This window comes from Thermaerobacillus caldiproteolyticus (assembly GCF_013761245.1).
Classification (GTDB): Bacteria; Bacillota; Bacilli; order Bacillales; family Anoxybacillaceae; genus Thermaerobacillus; species Thermaerobacillus caldiproteolyticus.
Window position 1 is genome coordinate 1 of the sequence record NZ_JACDUT010000012.1, and the last position, 25779, is coordinate 25779.

Sequence of the window (25779 nt, forward strand, 5' to 3'; positions counted from 1 at the left end):
ACGTTGGTATGGGTTTCATCGCTATTTACTGCATGTACAATTATGCATTCTTATGCATAATTTTGAGTTTTTACTCTAGTTTTGCAACACCATCTAAATACTAAAACTGATATGGAAAGGAGCTTGAAGGAATGAAATTCACTAAAGAAGTTAATAACGCAAAATTCGTATTTACCAAGGACGAGATTGGTTATCAAGAAGTACTTGATGATTTTAGAAATACTAGTTATATCTTTATTTTAACATTTAATATTTCGGAAAATAACGATATGCTAATAAATCAACTGAAACAAGTTAGTGATGAAACAACTATTGAGATTTTTACAAATATTCCTCAAAGATATGAACATTACTTTAGTGATCGAGCAAGAAAACAAGCAAGAAAAAAAATAAACGTATACCTTGGACGTCTCGACCCGGAAAAGTACCAATCAATTGTAAATACTTACTACTGTTTTGATAATCACTCTAAGATAATTATGACTAACAATGTAGTATATGTGGGGTCTGCAAACTTTTCCGATGAGTCAAAAAACAACTTGGAAAGTGGTTTTATTGTGTACGACAAAGAATTTATTGCCTTCATTAAGAATAATATCATACCCTATTTAAAGAATAATTCCGAACCTTACTATTCCAATAACTCTACAAGATTTAAAATCATGCTTAGGTTAATTTATTCAAAATTAGTAAATGCAAAAGAAAGAATACACATGTCTACTCACGCAATTGCCGATCATGCAGGAAATTATTATGAATACTATGATGTTCACAATAATAGTTTAAACTTATTAACAATTGAATATCTTGATTCAGTCTTGAAGGAATTAGAGGATTTATTAGCTATAATTTTGCAAGATTTAGACTCCGATGGTCTTTTAACAGATGAAATCGAGAAACATATAGGCAATATTGATATCTCCAATATCAGAGAACTTTATTCAGAGGACACTAAAATCTTTGAGTTAGCAAGATTTGATGAAGAAGATTATGCTACAGAGTATCTACAAGAACACGCAATAGAAGCTTATGATGAATATTTAAATTCATTCCAAGAAACAGCAGTCCAAGAGGCCGCTGAGAAAAAAGCTCTTCTTGCCTATAACGCAGAACAAGAAGTTACCAATCTATTAAAAGTATTATCGGGTTTGGAAACAGATATTGAAAAGATAATCAATCTGTTACCTTCAAGTGAGAGAAATCCTAATATAGATAATACAAGATAAAAGAATAGTCTTTAGGAGTTCTTTATACGAAAAAGAAAAATGTTATCTAACCAAGTATAAATTACTTGAAAACGTTCTATGCAAGCTGCAATGTATATATTTGGTACAATAATTTATACCGGAGGGAAACACTTGGGATCTCTAGTTCGTGACTTACAAAAACAAGCAATGGATTCATCTATACCAATCACTGATTTGTTACGAAATGCTTATGTTGTTGCAAAGAAGCTTAAAATTAAAGAATTTGAAAAGTGGACAAATTTAGAGTTAAATGGCTACAAGGATAATAATGTGCCGGATTATAGGATAATTCAAGGACAGATTAAGGCATTTAACCCTTACTATGGCTGGATTCCAGTTTTTATTGATAATACAAAATTGACTAAAGCATTACAGATTGGAGTGATTACTCAAGCAATATCTGAGATAGTGACACTTATCAACACTTCAGATGAAACACTTCAGATGAAACACTTCAAATGGAGCTACCTCCTGAGATAGAAAAATACTTGTTAGAAACTATGGAAGTTCCCTTAAAAATTGCAAGATTAATCCCTAAATCACAACTTCAGAAGATTGTTGATTCTGTTAGAAATGCCGTACTAGAATGGGCATTAGATTTAGAGTCTGAAGGAATAGTAGGTGAAGATATGACCTTTACAAAAGAAGAAAAGCAATTAGCTCAGTCTGTAACTTACAACATTCAAAATTATATCGGAGGTTCTGTATACGGCTCCCAAATACAACAAGGAAGCTCTCACTCAACTCAATCACAGACACTAAATATAAACGATATTGAGGACATAATTGAGAATTTAAAGAATTGCATCAATGATCTTGGCTTAAATGAAAAAGATAAAAAGTTACTTGAAGCTAATATTTCAACTGCAGAATCACAGTTATCCTCTCCGGCATTCAATAAGACCATAGTAAGAGAATGCTTTAAAACGATTAGAAATATCTTAGAAGGTATAACCGCTTCACATATTGCAACTGAAATAGGGACGAAAATTGATTCAATTTTAAATCAACTATTCTAAGAAAAGATTTCATAAAAGAAAGAATATACTTTTCACTCTTTTTCGTTTAGACAAAAAAGTAAGAGCTAATCACTTTTATCTGTGATTAGCTCTTTTAATTACAACTAAGTTACGCATTCATTGGCCAGTCCTTATATTGCTGTTCGGCTTGTTCCATGAATTTGTTTGTTAAGAATTGTAATTGTTGACCCGTAATTTTTTCTTTCATGAGTACATGCTTGACGGCTAATTTCACTTTAGCGTAAACATCTCGACGGTGAGGACTCGTCCAGTCTACGGCTAATTGTTTCTTTAAGGCTTTGACAACCTTATGGATTAAATTTGCAAGAAATTCGTTTGAGAATGCTTCCTGCTCCATAGTAGTGATGGCTTTGTAAAACTCAATTTCTTCCTCTGAGAGTCCTAAGTCATGTCGCTTACGCATTTCCTCTTCCATCTCTTTGCGCATTTTAATCATCACTCTGACTACATCAGCGGCCTGAATGACACGATTATGATAATCCTTTAACGTTTTCTCTAACAGTTCGCTTAATGCCTTTGACTGTGGACTTCCTTTGCTAAATGTCACTTTAATTTGATCTTCTAAAAGTTTTTTCAGTAACTTTAAGCGTAAATCTTCATGCTCTTTTTTCGTTAAATCTGCCAAGAATGCATCGTCCAATATGCTGATATCCGGGCGTTCAATCCCTGCTATTTTGAAAATATCAACAGTTTCTTTCGCTAACAGACTGTTATCAATGAGTTCAGATAATCGCTCTTCTAATGTTTTATTTTCACTCGGTTTTTCAATTGGTTGTCGCAAATGTTTGCGAAGTTGTGCTTTAATCATTAAATACAGCATGACTTCATCTGCAAGTTCAAGCACTTCTGGCTGATTTTTCACCAACTGATACGACTTTTCAAGTTTTGTTGCCTCTTGAATATATTCTTCTGGATCACTATTTAAAAGAACATTGACAAGATCAGCAATGAAGTCTTCTCGTTCTATTTTTTGTTTTGTTCGCCAGTTTTGAACATCAATTTCACTTGGAATAAACCCTCTTACTGCCTCCAGATGATTCATAAAGATCTTAACAGCCTCTGAAATATCATAAGATGGGCTTCCTGTGCCACCACTTTGCGTATATTTATAAGTTGCTTCTTTCAGTGAAGTAGCAATTCCAATATAATCAACGACTACCCCGCCTTCTTTTCCCGGAAACACACGGTTTACACGGGCAATGGCTTGCATAAGATTGTGTCCCTTCATTGGTTTATCGACATAAAGATAAGAAAGCGGTTTGGCGTCCATTCCTGTTAACCACATATCGACGACAATCACAAATTTAAGAGGATCTTCTGGGTCACGAAGTTTGGCTTTCACTTCTTCTTGCTCTTTTTTGGATTTAATATGAGCATATTTACTTCCCGGCTGAACTTCGCGCCACTCTTTAGGATCCTTCGATACATCCCCTGTCATAATTACTTCAACAGGAGGACATTCAGGAATATCTCTTAGGTAATTATACAAATCAACCGCAATTCGCCGGCTCATACAAACAATCATGGCTTTTTGAAATGGATTGGCCACTTGGTTGAAATGTGATACGATATCATTGGCTAAACGACGGAGCCGTTTTGGAGTACCGACGACTCTTTCCAGAGCGGCCCATTTTCTTTTATAGTTCTCTGACTCTTCATCGTCTCCCCCAGCATCTACGATAATTTCCTTGTATTTTTCATCAATGTCCTCAGCAGATAAATCAAGTGGGATTAAGCGACTTTCATAGTAGATTGGTAATGTCGCTTTATCTGCCACTGCCTGAGCCATATCATAACGATGGATAATATGTCCAAAAATTTCTTCCGTATGGTTCCCAACAAAGTCGACTGGAGTTCCTGTAAATCCAATATGGGAAGCATTCGGTAAAGCATAACGTAATTGAGCGGCAAATCCACCTGCAAAACCGGCTTGGGTACGGTGTGCTTCATCAGCAATCACAACAATGTTTCGTCGTTCCGATAAAACCGGGTGCTGGGTTTCTCCTTCTTTTTTACGGAATTTTTCAATCGTAGAGAAAATGATTTGCCCGGCTTCCCCTCTCAGTAGGGTTCTTAACTGTTCTGTATCTTCTGCATGCTCTACATGGCCGATGTATGATTTTCCTTGCACAAACGTATCATGCAACTGTTCGTCTAAGTCATTACGATCCACTTGAATGACAATTGATGGATTCTCCATTTCAGGGTGGCGAGACAAGATTCCAGCGAAAAATAACATACTTAGCGATTTACCCGAACCCGTTGTATGATACATAACCCCGATTTTCCGGTCTCCGTCAGGCCGCGTCGCACGTATCGCTTCATTGACTGCAAAGTTCACACCGAAAAACTGGTGATATTTCGCACCAACTTTTGTAATTTTACTTCCTTCCTCCAAAAAGACAATGAAATTACGAATATAATTTAGTAGACGATCTTTCGGAAATAATCCTTCAATCAGTGTGCGCATCGTATTGGCACGGTTGTTATCAACATTTCGCCCATCAATCGATTTCCATGAAGCAAAGAAATCGTAATCGGCAAATGGCATCCCATGCTTAGTTTCTACATTATCGGAAATAACAGTAAAAGCGTTGTAATTAAATAATTGAGAGATATCATACGTATAGTTTTGAATTTGGGTATATGCATCATAAACAGATGCTTGTTCGTTGTTCGGATTTTTTAACTCAAATACAATCAGTGGTAAACCATTAATATATATAACGATATCTGGCCTACGGACCATACGTCCCTCAATGGATAATTGATTGACTACTAAAAAGTCATTGTTCTCTGGATGTTCCCAATCGATTGGAAAGACATGAGGCGTATACGTTTCATCGTTTACCTCATAAGAGAATTCGAGGCCTTTCGTCAACATTTTGTGAAAATGCATATTGCGGTTAATCAACTTTACACCATCTGGCGCTGTTAATACTTGAGCAAGTCTTTTTATTTCATGTTCAGGTATGGCCGGATAAGCCTTCTTTAAGAAGGCTTCCAACCGACCATAAAGAACTACTTCATGAAGACTGTTACGCTCTCCACGCTGAAACAATTCCTGTGCATGAAGATAGTCATAACCTAATCGCTTTAAACGTTCAATTGTCGTTTCTTCAAATTCCGTTTCACCTAGAGGTCTCGTCATGTTGCTTGCACCTCCTAGTCGAATTTATATCCAATTTAAAGTACTTCTTCTACTTGTTTTTCTGTTTGAGATAAATCAATTTCACCTGATAAAAGGCGTGGGAGGAGATAATCTCTTAACTCCTGTAATTCTTCAATTTCTTTTGTATTACCTTCTATTAATGCGTCAAACTTCGATACATGATTTTCAAAATTATCAAGAACTTCTTGAGGTGGCTGGATAAATTTGAGTTGCTCAATATCTTTTTTGTTAATGGAATTAAATACTGTACCTGAGCCGTATTGGTCTTCAAAAGCAAATATTCTTTTGAGTGTGTACAGTAAAAATGAGTTATGTCCACTTTTGGAATGAAGCGCAGATAAACCTCGACCGATTACCAATTTATTATTAGCAATATTTATTCGTCCAACTGGAGCACGTACACTCAAAAGAATGTCTCCCTTATTTGCAATTCGTAATTCTTGTGTGCAATAAACCGTATGAACTGGAAAACGAACCCCAAAGTCTTTAACCCCTTGATGAAATGGCAATCCTTTTCTTTCTTGGTTGTAGAATTCAGATTTTGGAGACTGTCCCATTAGGATATTAGCAAATTCTTTAAGACTGCTTACTTCCCATCCCTTTGGAATCATCCCTAATTCCGACTCAACAAACTCCCCATCTTGAAACGGTCCAAAATCAACAAACCAATGCTTGTAAAGCGTCATGGCCATTTCTTCTAGAGTTTTGTTAATTTTTAAGTTAAGTTCAATTTTTTCTGTTAGAGAATCAATAACTTCGACTATACGTTGCTGCTCTTTTAGTGGGGGTAAATTTATAACCATCTCTTTCACTTCAGAAAAAGTAATCTGTGGAAAGGTTCCCGATCTAGATTCCGCTACTTCTTGAAGGTGCCGCAGAGATTCTTCCGAAGTTAGAAAGTAGTACAAATACTTCGGTAGAATATCATTGTTTTTAGGACGTAATACCATGAGTTTTGTTGATACTACATAATCTTCTGATTCAAAATCAATGTAAGCGAACCTTCTATTCGCAGGTCTAATTTCACTAAATAAAATGTCGTTTTTTTGAATACTCTTCTTTGCTTGTCCCGGTAAAGTATTTATATCTGTATATTCATTATTTAAAACCTTTCCATTAAAAATATCTGATGTGTTAAGAAATATTAAACGATCCTTATTAAAAGCATGTCTTTTAGAGATACTTTCTACTAAATTTCCTAATGATATCTGCTTCCACTCACTCACATCAATCCCTCCAAGTCTTGCTTAATCTTCTCTTGAAGGCGATTGGACTCTTCAAACTGTTCTAAAAGACGCTGAGTTAACTCAGCCATTTTTTCTTCAAACGGTGTATCATCTTCATCTGATACCTCTGTTCCAACATAAATACCCGGTGTTAATTTGTAGTCATTTTCTTGTACTTCTTCAATTGTTGCAACTTTACAAAAACCAGCAACATCCTCATATTGTTCTGCTTCTTCGTATTTATAAGCATGATAAACGGCTGCGATTTTATCAATTTCCTCTTTAGACAACGCTTTTTGCTTACGGCTAACGAGGGTCCCCATTTTACGGGCATCGATAAACAAAATTTCATTTTTTCGTGCTCGGTAGCCATTTTTGCCATCACGGTTTTTGCTTAAAAAGAATAAACAACATGGAATACCTGTTGTAAAGAACAGTTTTTCAGGTAATTGAACAATACAGTCAATATACCCCTCGTCAACTAATTTTTGACGAACTTCTTTCTCCTCTTTCACATTCGTGGTCATCGCGCCGTTTGCCATGACAAATCCTGCGGTGCCCGTATCGTTTAAATGATATAGAAAATGCTGCATCCACATATAGTTCGCATTGCTGTTTGTAACAGGTCCAATTAAGCGAGGGTCTTTCTTTGATAAACGATCTGCTCCCCAATCTTTTTGGTTAAATGGCGGGTTGGCAATAATGTAGTCTGCCTTCAAATCAGGAAACTGGTCATTTAAAAGTGAATCTCCTAAGCGAATTTCTGCATTGATACCATGTAGCAGGACGTTCATTTTTCCAAGACGCACTGTCGTTACTACATTTTCTTGCCCATAAAACGAAAGTGCATGTTTGTTCGACGCATATTCTTCACTTTGTATAAACATGCCGCCACTACCGCACGCAGGGTCAAAAACAATACCACTTTTCGGCTCAAGCATAGCAACAAGCAATTTAACGATACTCGATGGTGTAAAGAATTCTCCACCTCTATTACCTTCAGAAGAGGCAAAAGAACTAATAAAGTACTCATATGTACGTCCAAGTATATCTACACTTTCTTGAGTATTGGCGCTAAATACATCGCGTGAAAAGATTTCGATTAAGCCTGCCACATTTTCAGCCGGTAAGTTCGAACCTTGATAAATACGAGGCAACATGCCTTCCAATTCTGGGTTCTCCTCTTCAAGACGCTTCATCGCATTATCAAGAATTTCTTTAATATTCGGCTGTTTGGCGTTTTTCATAATATAAGACCAACTTGCCTCTTCAGGCACTACGAAGACGTTCTCAGCCTTATATTGGTCGGGGTCAGAAATGATGACTTGCTGCATCTCAGCATCTTCCATATACCAATCACTGTTTGGGTCTTTTACGATTTGCTCTAATTCTTTTCGACGCTGTTCATACTTGTTAGAGAGATAACGTAAAAAGATTAATGGAAGTACATAGTGTTTATAATCAGCAGGAGCAACACTCCCACGCATTTTATTGGCTGCCTCAAATAGTTCTTTCTGAAAATCAATATCGGCTTTAACTGACATGCTGTTTCATCCTCCATAAATCTTCCATTTTCATTATTCATTTTAGCATATATTTGTTTATTAAATATTAGATTTTGAGGAATATAAAAGGTAAGGAATCCTCTCCGATCCCCTACCATTATGATTTTCTTATTCACTAAGAATGAATAGATTTCTCGACTTTTACATTCACAATTGTTAGTCCCTTTTGCTTCATTTCTTCTAACACCATTTGTATCTGAACTGCCATTGAATCAAAGAGAATAAAAATTTTCTCATCATCATTATCTTGGAGACGAGGAATAACGAACCTTATGAAAGCCTTTGCTTCTTCCAAAATATAATCAGATACACCAGTTAGAGCAACAATAGAATTAATTGTGCCGAAAAAAATTTGTGAAAACGCAGCATTGTAGATATCGTATCCCTTTGGAGCAAAGTTTGTATACCCCGCAACTTTAAATCCATATATTTTACCTTTTGGATTTTCGTAAAGTGTTATTTCCAGTCCTTCTTTGGCACTAACTTTTTTGAGTAGCTCCATATGCTTTTGTCCTTTCCGTTTTATCGCAACATAATTGTTGGTAATCCCGATTATCACCATAAATAAAAAGTCTATTTCCATACGAGAATCATTTAACATGTTTTTTATTAACTTTTTGTCATCACTTGAAGGTGTAGGTGTATGCTCTGGATGTGTGTGCCATTCACCTAAATAAATCCTTTCTCCATTCGATTCTCTCCATGCCATTTCAATAATCTTTTGAGCCTTGCGAACATTTCTCTCAAAAAAATAACGTCCTGATTTATCTTCTTTTGATGGCTCAGAAATCATGTCGATTACAATAGTGTCGTTGTACACTTTTCCGAGCAAAATCCCACCAGACTCATGTTGTTCTTTTCTTATTTGTTTATACTTTTCAAACGTTTTTACTACTTCTTCAGTAAAAACTACATGTTTTTCACCAAATTTATATATCACATTAATCAACACTTTCTTGGTTATTTTCTAAATCATAAAACCTTGTAGAAAAATCAGTGGCACCTACCCATTTCGGTGCTAATAACCTCCTGCTTTTTCTTTGCTCAGTTATATTTCCTAACCATGTAAAAACCTTGCTCCTACGTGGTTCAGTATTTAATTGCTGCTTAATAAACAGCATTAAGTCGAATATAAATCTTTTCAACTCTAATACACCATATGGAACGTACGATGTATTGCAGCCAAGTTCCTTTTTAGTATACTTGTTTCCATCTTTCAATATTTGATATTTATAAGCACCACTTTCATCAAATATTGTTTTAAGATGAATTTTGTCTTCTGGATTAATCCAAATAGCATGTCCACCTGCCAAGTAAGGTTCTACCCATACGTGTAACATAGGTTTGTTGATTAAACCTTGAATTTGCAGTTGATTTAATCTCAACTCTGTCGGAAAGTGACTAATCGCTACAATGATTAAATCATAAGAATTTAAAGCATTGGGACTGAATGCTAACAATGATAAAACATCACGGTTATAAACATGTATTTGACTAGTAGGATAATGTTTTCGCAGTTTGCTTTTAACGGCTTCTGTTTTAGGTTGACCTACATCACTAGCTCCGCATAGATGTCTATTGATGTTTTCAAAACTTAAAACGTCATAATCGACTAATAGTAAATGCTCTATTCCGATATCAAACATACTTTGCGCAATATGGCTTCCAAGTGCTCCACAACCAATGATGGCTATTTTTAATCCATGATTCTCGGATTTACCATCACCGCCACGTTTTTTCAGGCGCACTGCTCTAACATCTTCCACAGAGTATTTTGCAATTTCTCTCTTTGGAAATTCCTTTACTATCTCAAGCAATCCATGCCGACTATCCTTTCTAAAGCCGTCCATACTAGTTTTTATTCGTTTCCAACCTTTATATTTTAATACTACTTCTTTCATTGGGGGAAGATGCTCCCATACCCCCCATGAATAATCACCGTCAGATTGCATAGAAAACAATACTTTTGTCGGCCTTTTATGCTTAGTCAAATATTCCGAAAGAGCCTGTATGGCTAGTTTATTGTCTTTTAATAAATGGTATATATCTCTATTGCTTTTTGGAAAAGGAAACTGCATAGGTTGAGATAAAGGTATATACAACACTTTTGCAATCTCCTCTTCTCTTACCGTTCCACCTAAATTTTGAACCCAGTTAATAGCATCGCTTTTTTGATTTGCAAAAATTCCTTGTTGGCGCCAATTTGCGTACGTAAATGGGACTAAATAAACTTCTTTTGGTACCTCAAACGGCTCTACAATCGACAAATAACTTCCTTTACTGTCTTCATCCCAGTAAGTTTCAAATTCATCTGTGTAATCTTGGAAGTTCTGTTTTGATACCCCTTTTGTCAAAACTTCCTTGGCTTTCTGAATTATTGCGTCTATAACACCTAAAGGATTAGCCGGATTGGGACTGGCTAATACATCATCAAAAAGGCAAAGTGTTTTAGACTTACTCAAATGTGGCAAAGGATATAATTTCCTAAAACTATGTTCGTCTAATTTAACTTTTGGAAACGAATCCGGAAAGTTAAAAGGCAGACTAATCAATAATTTAACTTCATAGTCTGCCACAATAGTTTTAATCTGTAGAGTGACAGGATAATCATTTGTTCTTTCGTTTTTCTCTACAATAATAGCCTCATATTTACTTATTAGATATTCAACGGATTCGTTTCGTATCTGAGCATAGACGTCTAATAAATCAAGATGATCGTCCATGATTTCCTAACACCGCCGGTTTTGATGTTTGTAGTGCATACCCTTTGTCCATTCTTTCTTCAGGTGGAGTATACTCCGGAAAACGATCACCAAATATTTTCCGCCAAATATCAGCGGCTTCCTTCTTATCCTCTGTTTCCAGCGCTTTTTGACCTTGTTTAATAAGATTAGATAGTTTATTAAGGAAATTAGTTTTTGCGGTTTCTGACCATCCATCGAGCAATTCTTCTTCAGGAAAAACAGGTCTCTTAAGGCTAAAGGATGAATTTAATTGGTCATAAATTTCTTGAGCAGTAGCAACAAATGCTGAGTCATCATCTTCTTCATAGCCTTCAACAAAGTGATTGGCAGCCAGAATGGTAAAAATCATACCACTTGGAAACTTATCGTCTCCTTTTTTATAATCTTTCCATGCTTTAAAGTACCGTACGATTCGTTTTAGTTGAGCCCCCTTATTCTTAACTTCATCATTAAACCAATTTGTCAACGCTTTTGGATCACTGTCAATCCACCCTTTTGTTTTATGAGCTAATTTAGGATGTTCTGCATTTTCTGGCTTTATATAGATAGGGAGATCGACATGGTAATCGTTTTTATAAATAACGCGTACACATGTATTTTTATTGACTGGAGGCGTACTTGTATGCCCTTCAACCGCTTTCACTATCCAGTTATGAACAGTACTGGCGGCTGGCCAATCTTCTTCTTTTTTGTCGGCCAAATGCATGAGGTATACACCATCATCAATATCATATTCTCCCTCAATCGGTTCAATTGTGGTGTTCATCATATAAGAACCTTGTCCCCAGAATTGTGGTTTAGATACTTTTAACGTTTCTTCAAAATAACCCTTAATTTTTTCCCTCAGTGCATTTCTCGATGTTCGTAAATATTTCTTCTTTTCCGGCTTTAATTTAATTTTCTCATCAAATTTTAGAAATAGATCATTGCATTGTGCCAACTGGCTCACCCCTTAACTTTGTTTGCTGATTGTCTAATTCAAAAAAGCGTTGCAAGCGTGGATCATCTATCCACTTACTACTTGCTTCATGCCCTTTTTTTATCAAAAGGTTGATAGACTCCTCGCAGGCCATATCCAGACTAATCAACTTACTTTCCTTCTCCGTAAGTGGTTCACTTTCAATTCTTACATAGTGACCATTTAGTGACTTATTCAAATACTCAATATGAAAATGGGTAGAAATTGTTTGTAAATCTATCATCAGAGAAATTAACTTGGGGCCCCATCGAATAAGTGAGAGATGGCGATTTTCAAGTATCCTTTGAAATCCAAAATTTTGATGCAACGTAGATACTGATAATAGACTAAAGTTTTCATAATCATGATTTTCTTGCCCAATAAAAAAGTGATATGCCTCTTGTATGCCAAATAATGACGGATTATTCCCGTATAAACCACCATCTACAAATTGATCATCGGAATTAGGCATCGTCGGAATCTTTTGTATTGGAAAATATGCCGGTGCAGCAGCAGTTGCTAACGCAACATCAACTAGCAAATGATTACTGTCTCGGTTTAGTCTATCGCCATGGTCAGTTTTTATAATACACGGTTTTCCTGTTGTAATATTTGAGGTAGGTATTAAAACATAAGTTTTACAATCTTTTATTCGTTTTTCCCCAAAAACACTTTTAAGAGCGCTCCTTAATTTTTCATCGCTATATTTAGACTTAATAAAAATTTGTTTGAATGTCTGCATTAGACGATAAATTGGATTTTTATATGGAAATATTATAGGACCATGTTTTACATAAAGGTTTACAATTTCTTTTGCTGGTATACCTGCTGCTAATGCTAGAGCGATAATTCCACCTGTAGAAGTACCGCAAATCAAGTCAAAATGTTTATATAACTGACCATATCGTTCTTCAAAATCAGCCAAAATAACTGCAGAGTATAGTCCCTTTATCCCACCACCATCAATTGATAGAATTTGAAATGGTCTTTTTTCCCCCATATTTCCTCCTCACTTTTGATTTATTCAAATACTTATTTACTTAATAATTGTGGCTTTTTGTAATTTGAATAATTTTTATGTCGATTCCTAATACAGTTATATGTCCATTTTTGTAGAATTATACCTATCTACAATTTTACTGAAAAGTATTGATTTTACAAGAATATTTGTTCTTTTTTATTTTGAAGTTATTTAGTTTTTATTGTTTACTTCACTTTGTTTTAAGTAGCTTTTTTCGTCCGAGGAATCTTTCGCCCTGTTTAAGTAGCTATTTCGCAGCGGTCTCTTTACCCTGTTTAAAGATTGATCATTAACCCCAAATTTGATGTTTTAGTTTATTTGATGGCCGAAAAGAAAAAATAATTTTTTTGAATCAAAAGTATTCGAAAGAAAAAATTTCGAAGCTATAGTGTTAATGATTAACCAGTTAATCAAAATTTGATTCTTTTAATTTATATAAATTTAGATGGAGGATTCAGATATGAAATATAAAAATCAAGAAGACTTACCAATTTTTTTAACAGCTGGGGATATTGCGGAGTTATTAAAAATTTCGAAACCGAAGGCATACGAGTTGATGAAACAAGATGGATTTCCGCTCATACAGTTCGGACGTTCCATGCGAGTTAGCCGCGATGAGTTTTTCCTATGGCTATCTCAGTTACAAGGAACTGGCAAATAAATTTTTTACAAAACAAAAAAGGAGATTCATGATGGATATTGATAAATTAATAAAGAAAAAAACTAAAGGCTACTACTTTCGTATAGATATTGGGAAAGACCCAACAACCGGCAAGCGTCGACAACAAAGTTTTGGGCCGTTTAAAACGAAGACTGAAGCAAAAAAAGAACTTATAAAAATTAGAACACAAGTGATGCAAGGAACTTACTTTAAGCCGTCAGTTAAAGAATTTGAATCATTTATTAATGAATGGTTTGATACTGTATACTGTCAAAACAAATCAGAAACAACTATTGAAACGAGAAGATATATTATTGATAGCCAGCTTATTCCCTATTTCGGCAAAATGCCTCTCAAAGATATAAACACACGTTTAATCGATAAATTTTTTGCCGAGCTACAAGAAAACGGTAGAAAACCAAGGAAAACAGATGAATGTGAAGAGAAAGAGGATAAGAAAAAAGATTTATCTCAATCATATCTTCATATCATTTTCGGCTTGCTTAATCAAGCTTTTAATAAAGCAGTGGCGTGGGAGTTAATTAGAGTAAATCCTATGGAAAACGCTCAAAAAATTGTTGTTAAGAATAACAAAAGTAAAAGAAATAGGGCGTGGACGAAAGAAGAGGTGAATATTTTCTTAGAAGCAGCTTCTAAAAAAGGATTAGTTACCCCATTTTTGGTTGATGTGGTTACCGGGGTTCGAAGAGGGGAACTTTTAGGTCTCAAATGGGAAGATATTGATTTTAAAAATAAAACTATCACAATAAACGGTACATTATACAGACGAAAGGGCGAAGGATTAAAATATAAACAAAAAACGAAGACCGAAAGCTCTGACAATAGAGTAATTCCTATTCCTGATACTGTCGTAGAACTCTTGAAAAAAGAAAAAGCTTTACAAGATGAAATGAAGAAAAAATTCGGAAATAGTTACAACAGTGAAAATTTTATATTCATTAACGATAAAGGAGAACCTATCGATCCAGATTATTTAACACGTAAATTTAGAGAAATCGTAAAAACATTAAACGTTAAACAAATTAACTTGCACGGTTTACGACATACAGCAGCAACATTACTAATGAAGCTAGGTGTTCATGCAAAAATTGTAAGTGACATGCTGGGGCACTCGCGTATACAAGTTACACTAGACTTTTATTCACACTCTGACGAGGAAATGATTCGTCAATCAACAAATGAACTTGAACAACATATATTTTCATAATCTGTGACTAAATAGAGTCGCAAAATCCTCTATCTGAGGATTTGCGTCTATACATAATTTTTATATGCTATTTTGTTGCTGAATGTATAATTGCCGTATTGTGCGCTAATTAGTGTCTTGTCTTGGTGAAACTAAAATCATTAATCCTTTTTCACCGTAATCCCACATTTTGATCCAAGGATATGTACCTTCTGGTAATACAAACAGCCTTTCTTCTAGTGGTTCAATAGGTGCATCACTCGCACTACAACCGTGAATAAATGTTGCGGGGTGAATGTTTACTATTCTTCCTGTATCATTCAAATATACAAATTTCATCTATTACACCCTTTCTGATTTGATTTAACTCAATCGCCTTATTTTTCTGTTTCGGAATAAGCATACCATTAGTTTAACTAATGTGAGCCAGAAAAAATCAACATAAATAAAAATATAAAGAAGATTAACAGAGTCAATTTTCAAAAAAATCTATAAAACTAATTCTTTATATTCCTCTTCTCACTTCCACGTTTTGTAGATCGAAGCAGTCAATCACTTATTAAAAAATTAAAATATCCTCCTTACCCTTATTCCACTTTTCTATTCATAATCTTCATAGCTACCACCACGTTTTTTAACTGTTCATATTATATGGTTATATCTTATTTAGTTATACGATCTGGAATTGTATGCCTCTCCAAAATCTAAATATCTATTTTTTCAAGATCATGATGTTCTCCTTTTTAATAATGTAACGCTTTTCTAAAAAGTATTATTTTGATAATATTTACCTAACCACATACTGCACACTATTCCAAGTTCAAACTGGGAATGGAGTGTAATGATGAACTTTGACAAGTTAATTAAAGAAAAGAAAAAAGGATTTTATTTTCGAATCGATGTTGGAAAAGATCCGGTCACTGGTAAGAGAAAGCAAGCAAGTTTCGGACCCTTCCGTACAAAGACTGAAGCAAAGAAAGAACTTCTTAAAATCAAAAGACAAGTCGATGAGGGAAGTTATTTTAAAGAAAGTACAGAAGATTTTCCTGTATTCATGGAGCGGTGGTTTAATACCTCTTACAAAAAAACCGTAGAAATAACGACTGCAAACAGCAGGGAATATATAATCAGAAACCACATCATGAAGCATTTCGAACATAAAAAGATTAATGAAATTACGACATTTGATATTGACTGTTTTTATGTGGATAAATTAGACGATGGATATTCAGGTGCATATATACGACATATGCATAATTTGCTCAATCAAGCATTTGATCAGGCTGTAAGATGGTCATTGGTTAAAATGAACCCTGTAAGGAATGCTAAACCCCCCAAGGTGAAAAGTGAAGAAAAAACGACATGGACAGTAGATGAGGTAAATCGATTTCTAAATTTGATTAAAAATCGTTCTATTGAGATACCTTACTTTCTTGCGATTTTTACAGGGATGCGACGCGGAGAAGTTTTAGGACTAAAATGGGATGACGTGGATTTTGAGAATAAAAAGATCCGAATCAAACGCAGCTTATGTTTTGTATCGGGTCAAGGATTAATTTTCAAAGAACCTAAGACACAAAAATCCAAAAGACAAATTTCAATTTCTCAGCATGTTGTAAATGTGTTAAAGAAACATAAACAAAAACAAGAATTTCAAAAGGAGAAATTGTGGAGACAATACGAAGACAATAATTTAATTGTCTGCACTGATGATGGGAAACCTCTTGATCCGCGAAACTTATTACGACAATTTTATCGCTTGATCGAAGAAGCAAATGTACCACGTATAAGCTTCCATGATTTGCGGCATACACATGCAACAATCTTAATGCAGCAAGGTGAAAATCCAAAAGTGGTTAGCGAGCGGTTGGGGCATTCGCGGGTCGGTATAACTTTAGATTTATACTCACATGTCAGTGATGATTTACAAGAACAAGCGGCAGAAAAATTTGAAAACACCCTCTTAAAACTGAGTCAAAATCCTTTAGCTAACTAAAGGTGCAAGTTTTGTGCAAGTTTTTAAAATCACGGAGGTTTTAACACAATCGCTAATAAAACGAAAAAAGCCTGAAACCCTTGATATTAAAGGATTTCAGACTTTCTTTAACTGATGATTCCGACTGGGCTCGAACCAGCGACCTCTACCCTGTCAAAGCAGAGGTGTTCCTCTTCTGTCATGAAAACAACTTAATCAAATACCCCAACAAAATCCCCACAATTCCAAAATCCGAATCTCCGAACGTTGTGCCTTCAAAGCCGAGCGAGCCGAGTACTGGTAGTAAGAGTGCTGGTAAGAAAGAAATCAAGATTCCGTTGGCAAATGCTCCGAAAACGGCGCCTCGTCTGCCGCCTGTGGCGTTGCCGAATACTCCCGCTGCTGCTCCGGTGAAAAAGTGTGGGATTAACCCAGGAACAATGACTTTTAAGCCAACGAGCGGCAAGATAAACATCGAAATAATTCCCGCCACAAAGCTTGATAAAAAGCCGATGATGACGGCGTTCGGGGCATAAGGAAACACCGCTGGACAATCAAGCGCCGGCTTTGCGTCTTTCACCACTTTATCCGCAATCCCCTTAAATGCTGGAACGATTTCCGCAATGAGCATGCGTACTCCTGCTAATACGACGTATACCCCTGCGGCGAACGTAATCCCTTGCATAAGGGAGAAGACAAGGAAGTTTACGCCTCCGCTTAATTGTTTTTCGATAAATTCTTTTCCGGCAAATGGGGCGACAATGAAGAATAATATGACCATTGTCAGTGACATCGCAACCGATGTATCGCGAAGGAATCCTAGTGATTTCGGCACTTTAATATCTTCTGTGGATTGTGCTTTGTTTCCAAGCAGCTTCCCGATCCACGCTGAAGTAAAGTAACCGATGGAGCCAAAATGGCCTAAGGCGATTTGGTCGGTGCCGGTAATTTGGCGCATATACGGTTGAAGAATCGCTGGCATAAATACCATTAAACTTCCAAGAATTATAGAACCAATGATGACAAGCGGAATTCCGGTAACGCCGCCTGTAGCAAATACAGCGGAAATTAAGCACGCCATGAATAACGTATGATGTCCAGTTAAGAAAATGTATTTAAAACGAGTAAATCGCGCGATAAGAATATTGACAACCATTCCAAACAGCATAATCATCGCTGTTTCTTTCCCGAACGTTTTTTGAGCAATGGCAACGATCGCTTCGTTATTCGGAATGACCCCTTGAATATGGAACGCTTTTTCAAACATTTTTCCGAAAATATTCAGTGATCCAATTAAAATTCCGGCTCCGCCACCAAGAATCACAAATCCCATAATCGTCTTTAACGTGCCGGAAACGATATCTGGAAAGCTTTTCTTTTGCAGTAATAGGCCGATGAAGGCAAACAAGCCTACTAAAATCGCCGGTGAGCCTAATACATCTTTCATAATGAAATCAAACATCGCGCACTCTCCTTCTCTTTATCGTCAGTTTTAGGAGTATCATTTTTTTCTCTAAAAATCTCTTTCTTGTTTTCTCATTCTTTCGTATACTTCTAAAAGGGAAAGTTTTTCTTTTATGCAGGCGACCGCCTGCTTCTTTTTATTTACAAATGTTTCTCTAGCACGGATCTTAATTCATCAAGATCAAGAATATTTGTCAGTTTGGCAACATTTCGTGTACCATCATCCAGTGCTTCGACTAAATCTTTTGCCCCTAAATATAAATCCGCTTTTTCTGTTTTGCTTGTTGCTAAATCAGTATGAGAAACTTCGGCTTCTATCCCTAGCTCTTTTAACACGTTTTTGACATTCATTTCGATGATAAAACTACTTCCAAGTCCATTTCCGCAAACGACAAGAATTTTTTTCATCTTTTTTACCTCCATGATTGATATTTTATTTTAATGAGAATATGCTTCGATTAATGTGAGTACTTCTTCTACCGAATTGGTTGAGAATAATACACGCATATTTTCTTTATCAGATAACAATTTTGTTAGTTGCGAAAGCGCTTTTAAATGTGTTTCATTGTCAATGGCAGCTAAAACGATTAAAACATATACCCGGTGTTCTTCTTTTTCAGAGAATAGACAACCGTTTTTTATTTTAAGAAAGCTCATTCCAATTTTCTTTACTCCATGTTCCGGCCGAGCGTGTGGCAAAGCAATTCCTGGTGAAATCACGATGTAAGGTCCCAATGTCATCACATTATCAACCATCGCCTGAATGTATTCGTTTGTAATATGACCGTTGGCCAATAACGGTTTCGCAGCAAGTATAATCGCTTCCTTCCAATCACCTACCTCTTCAACAAATTGAATGTGTCGTTTTGTAAGCAAATCTTTCAGCATTGGTTTTTTAAAAACCTCCTTTCTTTTACTTTGACTAATATATTCATGCAGTTCTTGAATCAATGCTTTTTCATTGATGATCGTTGTATGCTTTTTAACGATCTCCAATAATGCTTCGACTGATAAAGCATGAGTTTCAGAAAGCTGGTTTGTTTCTCTTAAAAGCAACATTTTATCCGCAGCTGTTAAAATGGGACGAACCATATAAATAGGGACATCTCGCGATTGTAATGGAATCGTTGTAACAACAAAATCAACATGCTCCAGAGAATAAGCTCGATATTCTCTTACCGAGATGATGTCAATGACATCAACGGTTGGTAATAATTCTTCCATTTGTTTTTGTAAAATTCGCGATGTCCCAACGCCGCTTTCACACACAATGATCGCTTTTTTCCGAGTCGGAACAGACACCCCTTCTCTGTCAAGCCATCCACCGAAATGCATGGCGATATAAGCGATTTCATCATCGTTTACGGATTGCCCGACGATGTTCTCAACATGATGAACAACTTTTTTCGTTAAAGTAAAGATGTCATGATAATTTGCTTTGACAGATTGGGTTAATTCATTTTGCAAATGAAGACCATATTTTAGACGGTAATACGCTGGTTTCATATGAATCAATAAATTTTTTTCCAACTCTTCACGATGCTTGAATTGTACACAAGCGTACGTTTGAAAATCGTCGATCATGTTTTTGATCATTTGTTTTAACGTGACGATTTCGCTGCTTTGATCGATTTGCTTATCGTCTGTGACTCTTGAACCTAAAAGATAGGTTGTGAGATAACTAATTTCATCTTCAGGAATACTGATCCGGAAAGCGTTTTCAATTTGAGTAATTATATAGTGAGCCGCTTTGTATTCCCTAGTCGACTGTAATACTTCTTTTTCTTGAGCATCCATTTGAACGTATTTGCCATGAATCCATCGTTTCATAAAAATAGAAAGATAAATCGTTAATGCGTGAATAACGTCATCAGTGTAACGAATGGAAGAAAATGATTCTGACTGGCGAATAATATCGTTGATACGTAACGTGTGTCCGCCAAACCATTCAGAACATAGTCGTTCATAGCCAACCGTCGCCAAAAGCTGCGCTACATGATGTACGATCGCCTTCCGTTTTTGCGTTTCTTCTCCTTTGATGAAATATCCTTGTTTACGATGGAATTCTAATTTCAATTGAAACGACTGCCATTCTGCCTTGAGTTCCTTGATATCATTCAATAAAGTACTACGGCTCACTTGAAGCCTTTCTAAGAAGTCACGCAAAAAGATCGCGTGATTACGACTAAAAATCAACAATCCAATCCAAGCTTTTCTTTCTTCTGAAGAATACTCGTAATGTCGAATCGGTTGCAACGTTTGCAATTTTTGCGCAATTTTCTTTTTGGCTTGATCGTCCACATAAAAGCCGATTGTGCGTACATGTTTCAGCTTTGAAAAACCTTGACATTGCAGCCAGTCATTGATTTTTTGAATATCGTAGTAGACTGTTCGCTTTGAGATTTGCAAGGACTGAGCCAACTTATCAGCAGTTACATGAGTAGAAGAACTAAGCAGCATATTCAAGATTTGGACACAACGGGCATCGAGTATCATGTTGGAGCGCTCCTTCACTTCCATTGTGCAAATAATTATACTCTAATAGATGGAATCTAGATTCATCTTACTGTTCATTATATTGAATTTTCGGCAAAAGATAAGCCCAAATGTTGTGAGCAGAATTGTGCAAAACATAGACCGATGCACAATAAAAAAACACATCCGTAAACAGATGTGGCAACAATCGGATTCACAACAATTTTAAGCACTTAGCACGCTTCTTTATTTTCTTCATTCTTTGTAACCATTCATCCTATCAGTGGAAATATCCTTTTTATGTAGATAAAGTGAATAACCATCAGCTTCTTGAGGTTCGCCAACACTCCTTGCTTTTGTTTTTTGGTGAGATGGATACGACGCGCTACGCCCCTGACGAAATAGTATGGACGTCTGCTTCGCTCCGAAACGTGCCGATATGTTGGGCTTGACCTTCATCATCCGTAAGCTTGTCGTCCGATTCACCGCCGTCTCTCCGCTGGCTGGATGACCAAAACTCCTTCAATGAGTTTGGCCGCTCTTTTTCTTTTAGTCTAATAGTCAGGTATTTTGTACAAAATTTTATACGTCATCAATACTCTTAGGCTATATTTTATGTATTTTCATAGAAAAAGATGATTTCAAAAGCTATTTCGTTTCTGAAATCATCTTTTTCCCTCATTCTGTCTCTTCTTCGTAATGCCGCCATATTATTTCTCAATTGTTCCGTACTCTCTCTTGAAATGACTTCATCAAACGCCTCTTCCAACTATTTGATTAAATCATACGCATAAGAAGGGGACGAGCGTCCTTGCTCCGCAAAAGCTTTCCTTGTGAACGGAGATCATCGAGCGCTTCAGCGAAAATCTTTTCTTTTTTTTCGCTAATTCTAAATCTTGAATCCACTACATCAAACGTGGCATGACTCCAAATAAAATCGTAATATTCTTCTAAAGATACTTCTCTAAACCGTTTTGTTTTTCGCATTATATTCACTAAACACTCATCTCTCGCTATTTCTCCCGAATCTCTTCCAGCAACGCATCCCCTGTCTCACTCACGCGTACATAAGCAAAGCGTGCACGTTCTTGCAAGTTTCCTCCCGTCCCCTCTGGCACAAAGTAAGATTCAATACCGTAAATAATCGTATCGCCATAAAGCGTTCCGTTTAACAATACATCCCCTTCTTGAGGAATGTATCCACCTTGTCGTTTGCCGTTCATCGAATATACATGTACGAACCGATGCACGCCATTTTTATCTTTCCGTAATACAATTTGTACTTTGCCGCGTCCATCTATATGAGGAATCGTCGAAATATCATAGCGAAGACGAACATAATCTCCTTGCAACAAAGAACGCGGATCGATTGGTTCTAATTCGAGTTTCACTACTTCTCCGTGACGCAAATGTTGTTCCTTATCCCATACGATATAACCCGCAAATATCGTTTGTGCCATTATGACAGCCAACAAAGGCAACCATTTTCGATACAGCCCGTCGCTATCTTTAGTGCAAACGGGTCTTCTTCGATTTTCCAACACCGCCGTTCCTATGAAAAACAAAAGTCCCGCAAGCAACAGACTAATCGATTTATCCAACAAATCCCAAGCAAATTCATAATACTTGAAGAAAAGGAACAGCCAAAAATAGCCCCAGACAATCAAATGTTCATAGCGCTGGCGATGAATCGCTGGAGTAAAAAGAAGCGCGATGATCGTGATCGCAAACAATAGATTGGAAATGACATACCAAACGTCTACATCTAATTGAAAGAAATCCATGTTTGTTAATAAAAGAAACGCTCCTAATCCTAACGTGAGAGGCAATAGGCGGGACCCGCTCTTTCGTTTGAGAAACAAATATAGACATACGTTCAATACGACGACAACTAACAAGGCAAGACGTCCTTTATCTGTCCAATTATAGATAATCATTGCGGAATATAAGGATAAGGCAATGTTCGTAAGCGCGCGCATTCCTGTGTCAGCAGATAGCACATAGTAAACAAGAAGCGTGATGCTATAGATGGTAAGCAAAATCAGCGATATTTCCCATGTCGTCATGATTCCAAGACCGTAGCCGATGGTGAGCAGCGTGTATCGTACCGTCGGATTCCAACTGTTTCCCCACATCGCTGGAACGACAAAACCAATAATCGATATCGCAAACAACAAGTTCATCGAAAAGGATTCCATCCATATCGTAAGAAGCCCCATAATGCTCGCAATCGCGATGAACGAAGCGACAAGCGTGACGATGACTTGAAAAGCAATGAGAAAAATACGTCCTTTTGCCCCCTCGCTCGAAATATGCTTAACACGTTTTAACAAATACACGCTTGCATACACAATCGCTGCCGCAACCACTAACCCACCAAGCAAAAATCCCGTTTTAAAATGCTCGCCGACAAACCGAAAATATTCTACAATCAAAAATGCTCCCGCAAACAAGCTTGTTAACAACACATAAGCGCGTCTTTTGGCCACAGCGAAAAAGTAATAAAAGAAGCCGACAAAGAAAAGCACATAAACGTACGGCCACCATTCAACATAATGATAGACAAGCTTATGAAAATAAATGACAAACAGCCATCCGTGCATCGCCGTGTATGCGAGATACGAAACGACGGTGGATCGATGCAAGATGAACACGACTCCATTTATGAATGCGAATAACAAAAGCAGAAAAAACGATTCCCATTCGCCCCTCACTATACTATACGAAGATGGAAAATAATAAAACCAGCATGTTAGTTCCAATAGCACTACACTCATGACATAAAACACTTCATACTTCGTGATCCAAGCCAACACGACTGTTGGGATAAGCCAAATGAAAAATAACCAATAGCTGTCTGCATGCGAATTATAAATTTGCCCGATGAGCGCCATCGTAATCCCAAACGCCACCGCCCCGGCAACAAACAACCATCTTCCTAAAAAATCGTGACGCTTCATGCCATACGCTAAAATCGCGCTCACGCCGTAAAACAGCCACATCAGCCCAACACTTAACCCCACCTTTTCTAAACGGTCCATAAATTTCCAATTAGAAGCAAAAAAATAAATAATCGATGATAGGGTAAGCGCAACTCCTAATAAATATCCCGTCCTTACCAATCGCCCTGCCATCACATTTCCCTCCCAACCGATAAAAAATGTTTCTCATTATTTTATGAGGTATTTCTGCTACTGTGTTGTGGAAACATAATCGTTTATATATAAAAAATATTTAAAATATTCCAATTTTATTGTATCATAGCCGGCTTACATAATATAGAAAAACCAAAAGAAACTCCTCGTCTAGGTAACGGGTTCACTTCAAGGAAAGAAAATATTAAAAAATGCACCAAATAACAAGGTAATAGCAATGTATTTATCATAAAAATGACTATATAAATCGCAGTTCAAAAGGGCATTATCGTAATGATATGCCTACCTATTCCAAATGACTAAAACACTATTCTTAGTGCTACCTTGGTCACAACCATCTAATAAATAATATATTCTATCTTTGGTTTTTTCTATTTTGATTGATTTACAAGTTGAAGTATTTATACTTCCATTTCCAAACTTATCTCTTGTAGCATCTGTTTTTAAAGTAATACTTTCTCCATCATATTTAAGGTCTTGTATTATTGGGTCACCTTCATGTGTATAAGCAACTATTCTAATCTTATCGTCTTTACCTTGATGAACATTTTCTACAAATTGCATAAACTTATCAAGATTGATTATATTCCCGTGTTTATTAACAATATCGTCTTTTGATGGCTCATATTCCTCGCAACTAGACACTAGGAACATAGTTACCATAAAACAAATTATTTTTTTCATTCCATTATTTCCCCCATTTGTATTCCCCTAAATGAATTATATCATTTAAAGCGTATTTTTTGTCTAAAATTCCCAATCATTACTCAAAGAGCAAGTTGCTGTCTTTTTAGTATATAAATTCGCAATAGTTTTAACATATTAGTTTTTTAAATGACAATAATTATTGTCATTTTATGCTAATTTAGTTGCGATTTTATACGCCAAAGTAGCAAACAACAAAAATTAAAAGACCAATTCTAATGCGAATTGGTCTGATAGTAGCTTGTTTTCTCTCTCACAAGTAGCCCCACTACGTTCAGGCATATTTTTTTACAAATACAGGCTAATTTAACTGCTTTTTTAAAATTCCAATAGGTACTTTTTATCATGTTTTTATGAAGAAAAGTAATTCCAAATCCTTAATTTTCCTGTTACATATTTCTTAGAAAATAAATACTGTGTAAAATATATAATAAATTCCATATTTTTTATAAGCAGTAGTTATTTTGAATTTTTTAAAGGAAGATGAATATGACGGAGAAAGAATACATCATTCACCAATTATATAATGATATTTCTAATCTTGAAAACCAATTGCGCGGTAATCACGAAAAAATTGCACGGTTAAAAAAAGCTGAAAGCGGCATATCCAATAAACTTAGCGAATTGGTTGATCACAAAACACTTGTATTTGACCCCGAACTCACTTCCTATACATGGCAGGGCAAATATGCCGAAATGTTTTTAGATATAAGAAACGGCATCAATTACGCATACACTGGCATTATTCAGCAAACCGAAGACCTTCTAAATGATATTTCCAAAAAGATATCGGAACTAGAAGCGATGAATACAAGCATTTCCAACACCATCTCTTCAAAACGAAGCCAGCTGGCTCATCTAAAGGCTCAGTAAACAGGTGGGATCACAATGACAGAAATTAAAGTCCATTTACAGGAAGTTGAAGCGTCCTTAGACGAGTTAAAACGTAAAATCGGCGAATTAAACACTAACCATTCACATCCATCGTTCCCTGTTTCCTCTCTTGATTTCATCACAAAAATAAAAGCAATTGAAGACCTTTACTATCAAATCGTTACCGATTATAAAAATACGCTATTACACATTGAGAGCGATGTTCGCAGACATATTGAGAATCTTGCGGAGACAGACCGAAATATTGCCAAAAAGATGACCATATAACGG

22 protein-coding genes are annotated in these 25779 nt (G+C 36.2%); 8 read left to right on the top strand and 14 right to left on the bottom strand.

The window, feature by feature from the left end:
- The first annotated feature begins 131 nt into the window (after positions 1 to 131).
- The 3 genes from HNR31_RS15375 to HNR31_RS15385 all read left to right on the top strand — a co-directional run bounded on the left by HNR31_RS15375 (position 132) and on the right by HNR31_RS15385 (position 2266).
- Positions 132 to 1226, top strand: a complete 1095-nt coding sequence (locus tag HNR31_RS15375) for a phospholipase D-like domain-containing protein (protein ID WP_181557073.1) — start codon at positions 132 to 134, stop codon at positions 1224 to 1226.
- 132 nt (positions 1227 to 1358) lie between these two features.
- Positions 1359 to 1727, top strand: coding sequence for an AbiTii domain-containing protein (locus HNR31_RS15380; protein ID WP_181557074.1), 369 nt, complete (start codon positions 1359 to 1361; stop codon positions 1725 to 1727).
- Entirely contained in the window at positions 1706 to 2266 is a 561-nt protein-coding gene (locus HNR31_RS15385; RefSeq protein ID WP_181557075.1) for an AbiTii domain-containing protein, read from the top strand. Before HNR31_RS15380 ends, HNR31_RS15385 begins: the two co-directional genes overlap by 22 nt.
- A 109-nt stretch (positions 2267 to 2375) precedes the next feature.
- On the opposite strand, the gene HNR31_RS15390 is transcribed toward HNR31_RS15385, so the two are convergent.
- From HNR31_RS15390 to HNR31_RS15420, 7 genes are all read right to left on the bottom strand, one after another.
- Positions 2376 to 5438 carry a type I restriction endonuclease subunit R gene (locus tag HNR31_RS15390; protein WP_181557076.1) on the bottom strand — a complete coding sequence of 1021 codons (3063 nt, stop codon included), beginning with the start codon at positions 5436 to 5438 and terminating at the stop codon, positions 2376 to 2378.
- Between the two features lie 35 nt (positions 5439 to 5473).
- Positions 5474 to 6685: a restriction endonuclease subunit S gene (locus tag HNR31_RS19200; RefSeq protein ID WP_181557077.1), complete on the bottom strand. Its 1212-nt coding sequence runs from the start codon at positions 6683 to 6685 to the stop codon at positions 5474 to 5476.
- A complete protein-coding gene (locus tag HNR31_RS15400; protein WP_181557078.1) occupies positions 6682 to 8229 on the bottom strand; it encodes a type I restriction-modification system subunit M in 1548 nt (515 codons plus the stop codon). The genes HNR31_RS19200 and HNR31_RS15400 overlap by 4 nt, the downstream gene beginning before the upstream one ends.
- 136 nt (positions 8230 to 8365) lie before the next feature.
- The gene (locus HNR31_RS15405) at positions 8366 to 9190 is read right to left on the bottom strand and encodes a ribosomal-processing cysteine protease Prp (protein ID WP_181557079.1); all 825 of its coding nucleotides are present in this window, start codon (positions 9188 to 9190) and stop codon (positions 8366 to 8368) included.
- Between the two features lies 1 nt (position 9191).
- A complete protein-coding gene (locus HNR31_RS15410; RefSeq protein ID WP_181557080.1) occupies positions 9192 to 10973 on the bottom strand; it encodes a ThiF family adenylyltransferase in 1782 nt (593 codons plus the stop codon).
- Complete coding sequence (locus HNR31_RS15415; protein WP_181557081.1) at positions 10957 to 11934, bottom strand: CBASS cGAMP synthase; 978 nt, start codon at positions 11932 to 11934, stop codon at positions 10957 to 10959. The genes HNR31_RS15410 and HNR31_RS15415 overlap by 17 nt, the downstream gene beginning before the upstream one ends.
- Entirely contained in the window at positions 11918 to 12952 is a 1035-nt protein-coding gene (locus tag HNR31_RS15420) for a CBASS cGAMP-activated phospholipase (protein WP_181557082.1), read from the bottom strand. The genes HNR31_RS15415 and HNR31_RS15420 overlap by 17 nt, the downstream gene beginning before the upstream one ends.
- A gap of 481 nt (positions 12953 to 13433) precedes the next feature.
- Between HNR31_RS15420 and HNR31_RS15425 the strand changes: the two genes are divergently transcribed.
- Together HNR31_RS15425 and HNR31_RS15430 are read left to right on the top strand one after the other, a co-directional pair.
- The gene (locus HNR31_RS15425) at positions 13434 to 13634 is read left to right on the top strand and encodes a helix-turn-helix domain-containing protein (RefSeq protein ID WP_181557083.1); all 201 of its coding nucleotides are present in this window, start codon (positions 13434 to 13436) and stop codon (positions 13632 to 13634) included.
- A 31-nt stretch (positions 13635 to 13665) separates the two neighbouring features.
- A complete protein-coding gene (locus HNR31_RS15430) occupies positions 13666 to 14862 on the top strand; it encodes a tyrosine-type recombinase/integrase (protein ID WP_181557084.1) in 1197 nt (398 codons plus the stop codon).
- A 105-nt stretch (positions 14863 to 14967) separates the two neighbouring features.
- On the opposite strand, the gene HNR31_RS15435 is transcribed toward HNR31_RS15430, so the two are convergent.
- Positions 14968 to 15180, bottom strand: a complete 213-nt coding sequence (locus HNR31_RS15435; RefSeq protein ID WP_181557085.1) for a hypothetical protein — start codon at positions 15178 to 15180, stop codon at positions 14968 to 14970.
- Between the two features lie 502 nt (positions 15181 to 15682).
- On the opposite strand from HNR31_RS15435, the gene HNR31_RS15440 reads away from it, so the two are divergent.
- A complete protein-coding gene (locus HNR31_RS15440; protein WP_181557086.1) occupies positions 15683 to 16837 on the top strand; it encodes a tyrosine-type recombinase/integrase in 1155 nt (384 codons plus the stop codon).
- 178 nt (positions 16838 to 17015) lie between these two features.
- On the opposite strand, the gene HNR31_RS15445 is transcribed toward HNR31_RS15440, so the two are convergent.
- The 6 genes from HNR31_RS15445 to HNR31_RS15470 form a co-directional block, all read right to left on the bottom strand.
- Positions 17016 to 18278 carry a PTS ascorbate transporter subunit IIC gene (locus HNR31_RS15445; RefSeq protein WP_181557087.1) on the bottom strand — a complete coding sequence of 421 codons (1263 nt, stop codon included), beginning with the start codon at positions 18276 to 18278 and terminating at the stop codon, positions 17016 to 17018.
- A gap of 143 nt (positions 18279 to 18421) precedes the next feature.
- Positions 18422 to 18688 (bottom strand): PTS sugar transporter subunit IIB, encoded by a 267-nt coding sequence (locus HNR31_RS15450; protein WP_181557088.1) that lies wholly within the window; start codon positions 18686 to 18688, stop codon positions 18422 to 18424.
- 30 nt (positions 18689 to 18718) lie between these two features.
- Positions 18719 to 20776 carry a BglG family transcription antiterminator gene (locus HNR31_RS15455; protein ID WP_181557089.1) on the bottom strand — a complete coding sequence of 686 codons (2058 nt, stop codon included), beginning with the start codon at positions 20774 to 20776 and terminating at the stop codon, positions 18719 to 18721.
- Positions 20777 to 21140: 364 nt separating this feature from the next.
- Positions 21141 to 21281, bottom strand: coding sequence for a hypothetical protein (locus HNR31_RS15460; RefSeq protein ID WP_181557090.1), 141 nt, complete (start codon positions 21279 to 21281; stop codon positions 21141 to 21143).
- A gap of 487 nt (positions 21282 to 21768) precedes the next feature.
- On the bottom strand, positions 21769 to 23889 hold the full coding sequence (locus tag HNR31_RS15465; protein ID WP_181557091.1) for a GDYXXLXY domain-containing protein: 2121 nt from the start codon (positions 23887 to 23889) through the stop codon (positions 21769 to 21771).
- A 303-nt stretch (positions 23890 to 24192) separates the two neighbouring features.
- On the bottom strand, positions 24193 to 24594 hold the full coding sequence (locus HNR31_RS15470; RefSeq protein ID WP_181557092.1) for a DUF4362 domain-containing protein: 402 nt from the start codon (positions 24592 to 24594) through the stop codon (positions 24193 to 24195).
- 510 nt (positions 24595 to 25104) lie between these two features.
- Between HNR31_RS15470 and HNR31_RS15475 the strand changes: the two genes are divergently transcribed.
- Complete coding sequence (locus tag HNR31_RS15475) at positions 25105 to 25488, top strand: YwqH-like family protein (protein ID WP_181557093.1); 384 nt, start codon at positions 25105 to 25107, stop codon at positions 25486 to 25488.
- A gap of 15 nt (positions 25489 to 25503) precedes the next feature.
- A complete protein-coding gene (locus HNR31_RS15480) occupies positions 25504 to 25776 on the top strand; it encodes a YwqI/YxiC family protein (protein ID WP_013401114.1) in 273 nt (90 codons plus the stop codon).
- Positions 25777 to 25779 lie beyond the last annotated feature (3 nt).

Bases quoted from the DNA above. Each gene is read 5' to 3' on its own strand.
- HNR31_RS15440 (WP_181557086.1), top strand. From the start codon at position 15,683: ATGATGAACTTTGACAAGTTAATTAAAGAAAAGAAAAAAGGATTTTAT.
- HNR31_RS15385 (WP_181557075.1), top strand. From the start codon at position 1,706: ATGGAGCTACCTCCTGAGATAGAAAAATACTTGTTAGAAACTATGGAA.
- HNR31_RS15475 (WP_181557093.1), top strand. From the start codon at position 25,105: ATGACGGAGAAAGAATACATCATTCACCAATTATATAATGATATTTCT.
- HNR31_RS15425 (WP_181557083.1), top strand. From the start codon at position 13,434: ATGAAATATAAAAATCAAGAAGACTTACCAATTTTTTTAACAGCTGGG.
- HNR31_RS15455 (WP_181557089.1), bottom strand. From the start codon at position 20,776: ATGATACTCGATGCCCGTTGTGTCCAAATCTTGAATATGCTGCTTAGT.
- HNR31_RS15390 (WP_181557076.1), bottom strand. From the start codon at position 5,438: ATGACGAGACCTCTAGGTGAAACGGAATTTGAAGAAACGACAATTGAA.
- HNR31_RS15410 (WP_181557080.1), bottom strand. From the start codon at position 10,973: ATGGACGATCATCTTGATTTATTAGACGTCTATGCTCAGATACGAAAC.
- HNR31_RS15420 (WP_181557082.1), bottom strand. From the start codon at position 12,952: ATGGGGGAAAAAAGACCATTTCAAATTCTATCAATTGATGGTGGTGGG.
- HNR31_RS15400 (WP_181557078.1), bottom strand. From the start codon at position 8,229: ATGTCAGTTAAAGCCGATATTGATTTTCAGAAAGAACTATTTGAGGCA.
- HNR31_RS15435 (WP_181557085.1), bottom strand. From the start codon at position 15,180: ATGAAATTTGTATATTTGAATGATACAGGAAGAATAGTAAACATTCAC.
- HNR31_RS15430 (WP_181557084.1), top strand. From the start codon at position 13,666: ATGGATATTGATAAATTAATAAAGAAAAAAACTAAAGGCTACTACTTT.
- HNR31_RS15450 (WP_181557088.1), bottom strand. From the start codon at position 18,688: ATGAAAAAAATTCTTGTCGTTTGCGGAAATGGACTTGGAAGTAGTTTT.
- HNR31_RS15480 (WP_013401114.1), top strand. From the start codon at position 25,504: ATGACAGAAATTAAAGTCCATTTACAGGAAGTTGAAGCGTCCTTAGAC.
- HNR31_RS15445 (WP_181557087.1), bottom strand. From the start codon at position 18,278: ATGTTTGATTTCATTATGAAAGATGTATTAGGCTCACCGGCGATTTTA.
- HNR31_RS15465 (WP_181557091.1), bottom strand. From the start codon at position 23,889: ATGGCAGGGCGATTGGTAAGGACGGGATATTTATTAGGAGTTGCGCTT.
- HNR31_RS15470 (WP_181557092.1), bottom strand. From the start codon at position 24,594: ATGAAAAAAATAATTTGTTTTATGGTAACTATGTTCCTAGTGTCTAGT.
- HNR31_RS15375 (WP_181557073.1), top strand. From the start codon at position 132: ATGAAATTCACTAAAGAAGTTAATAACGCAAAATTCGTATTTACCAAG.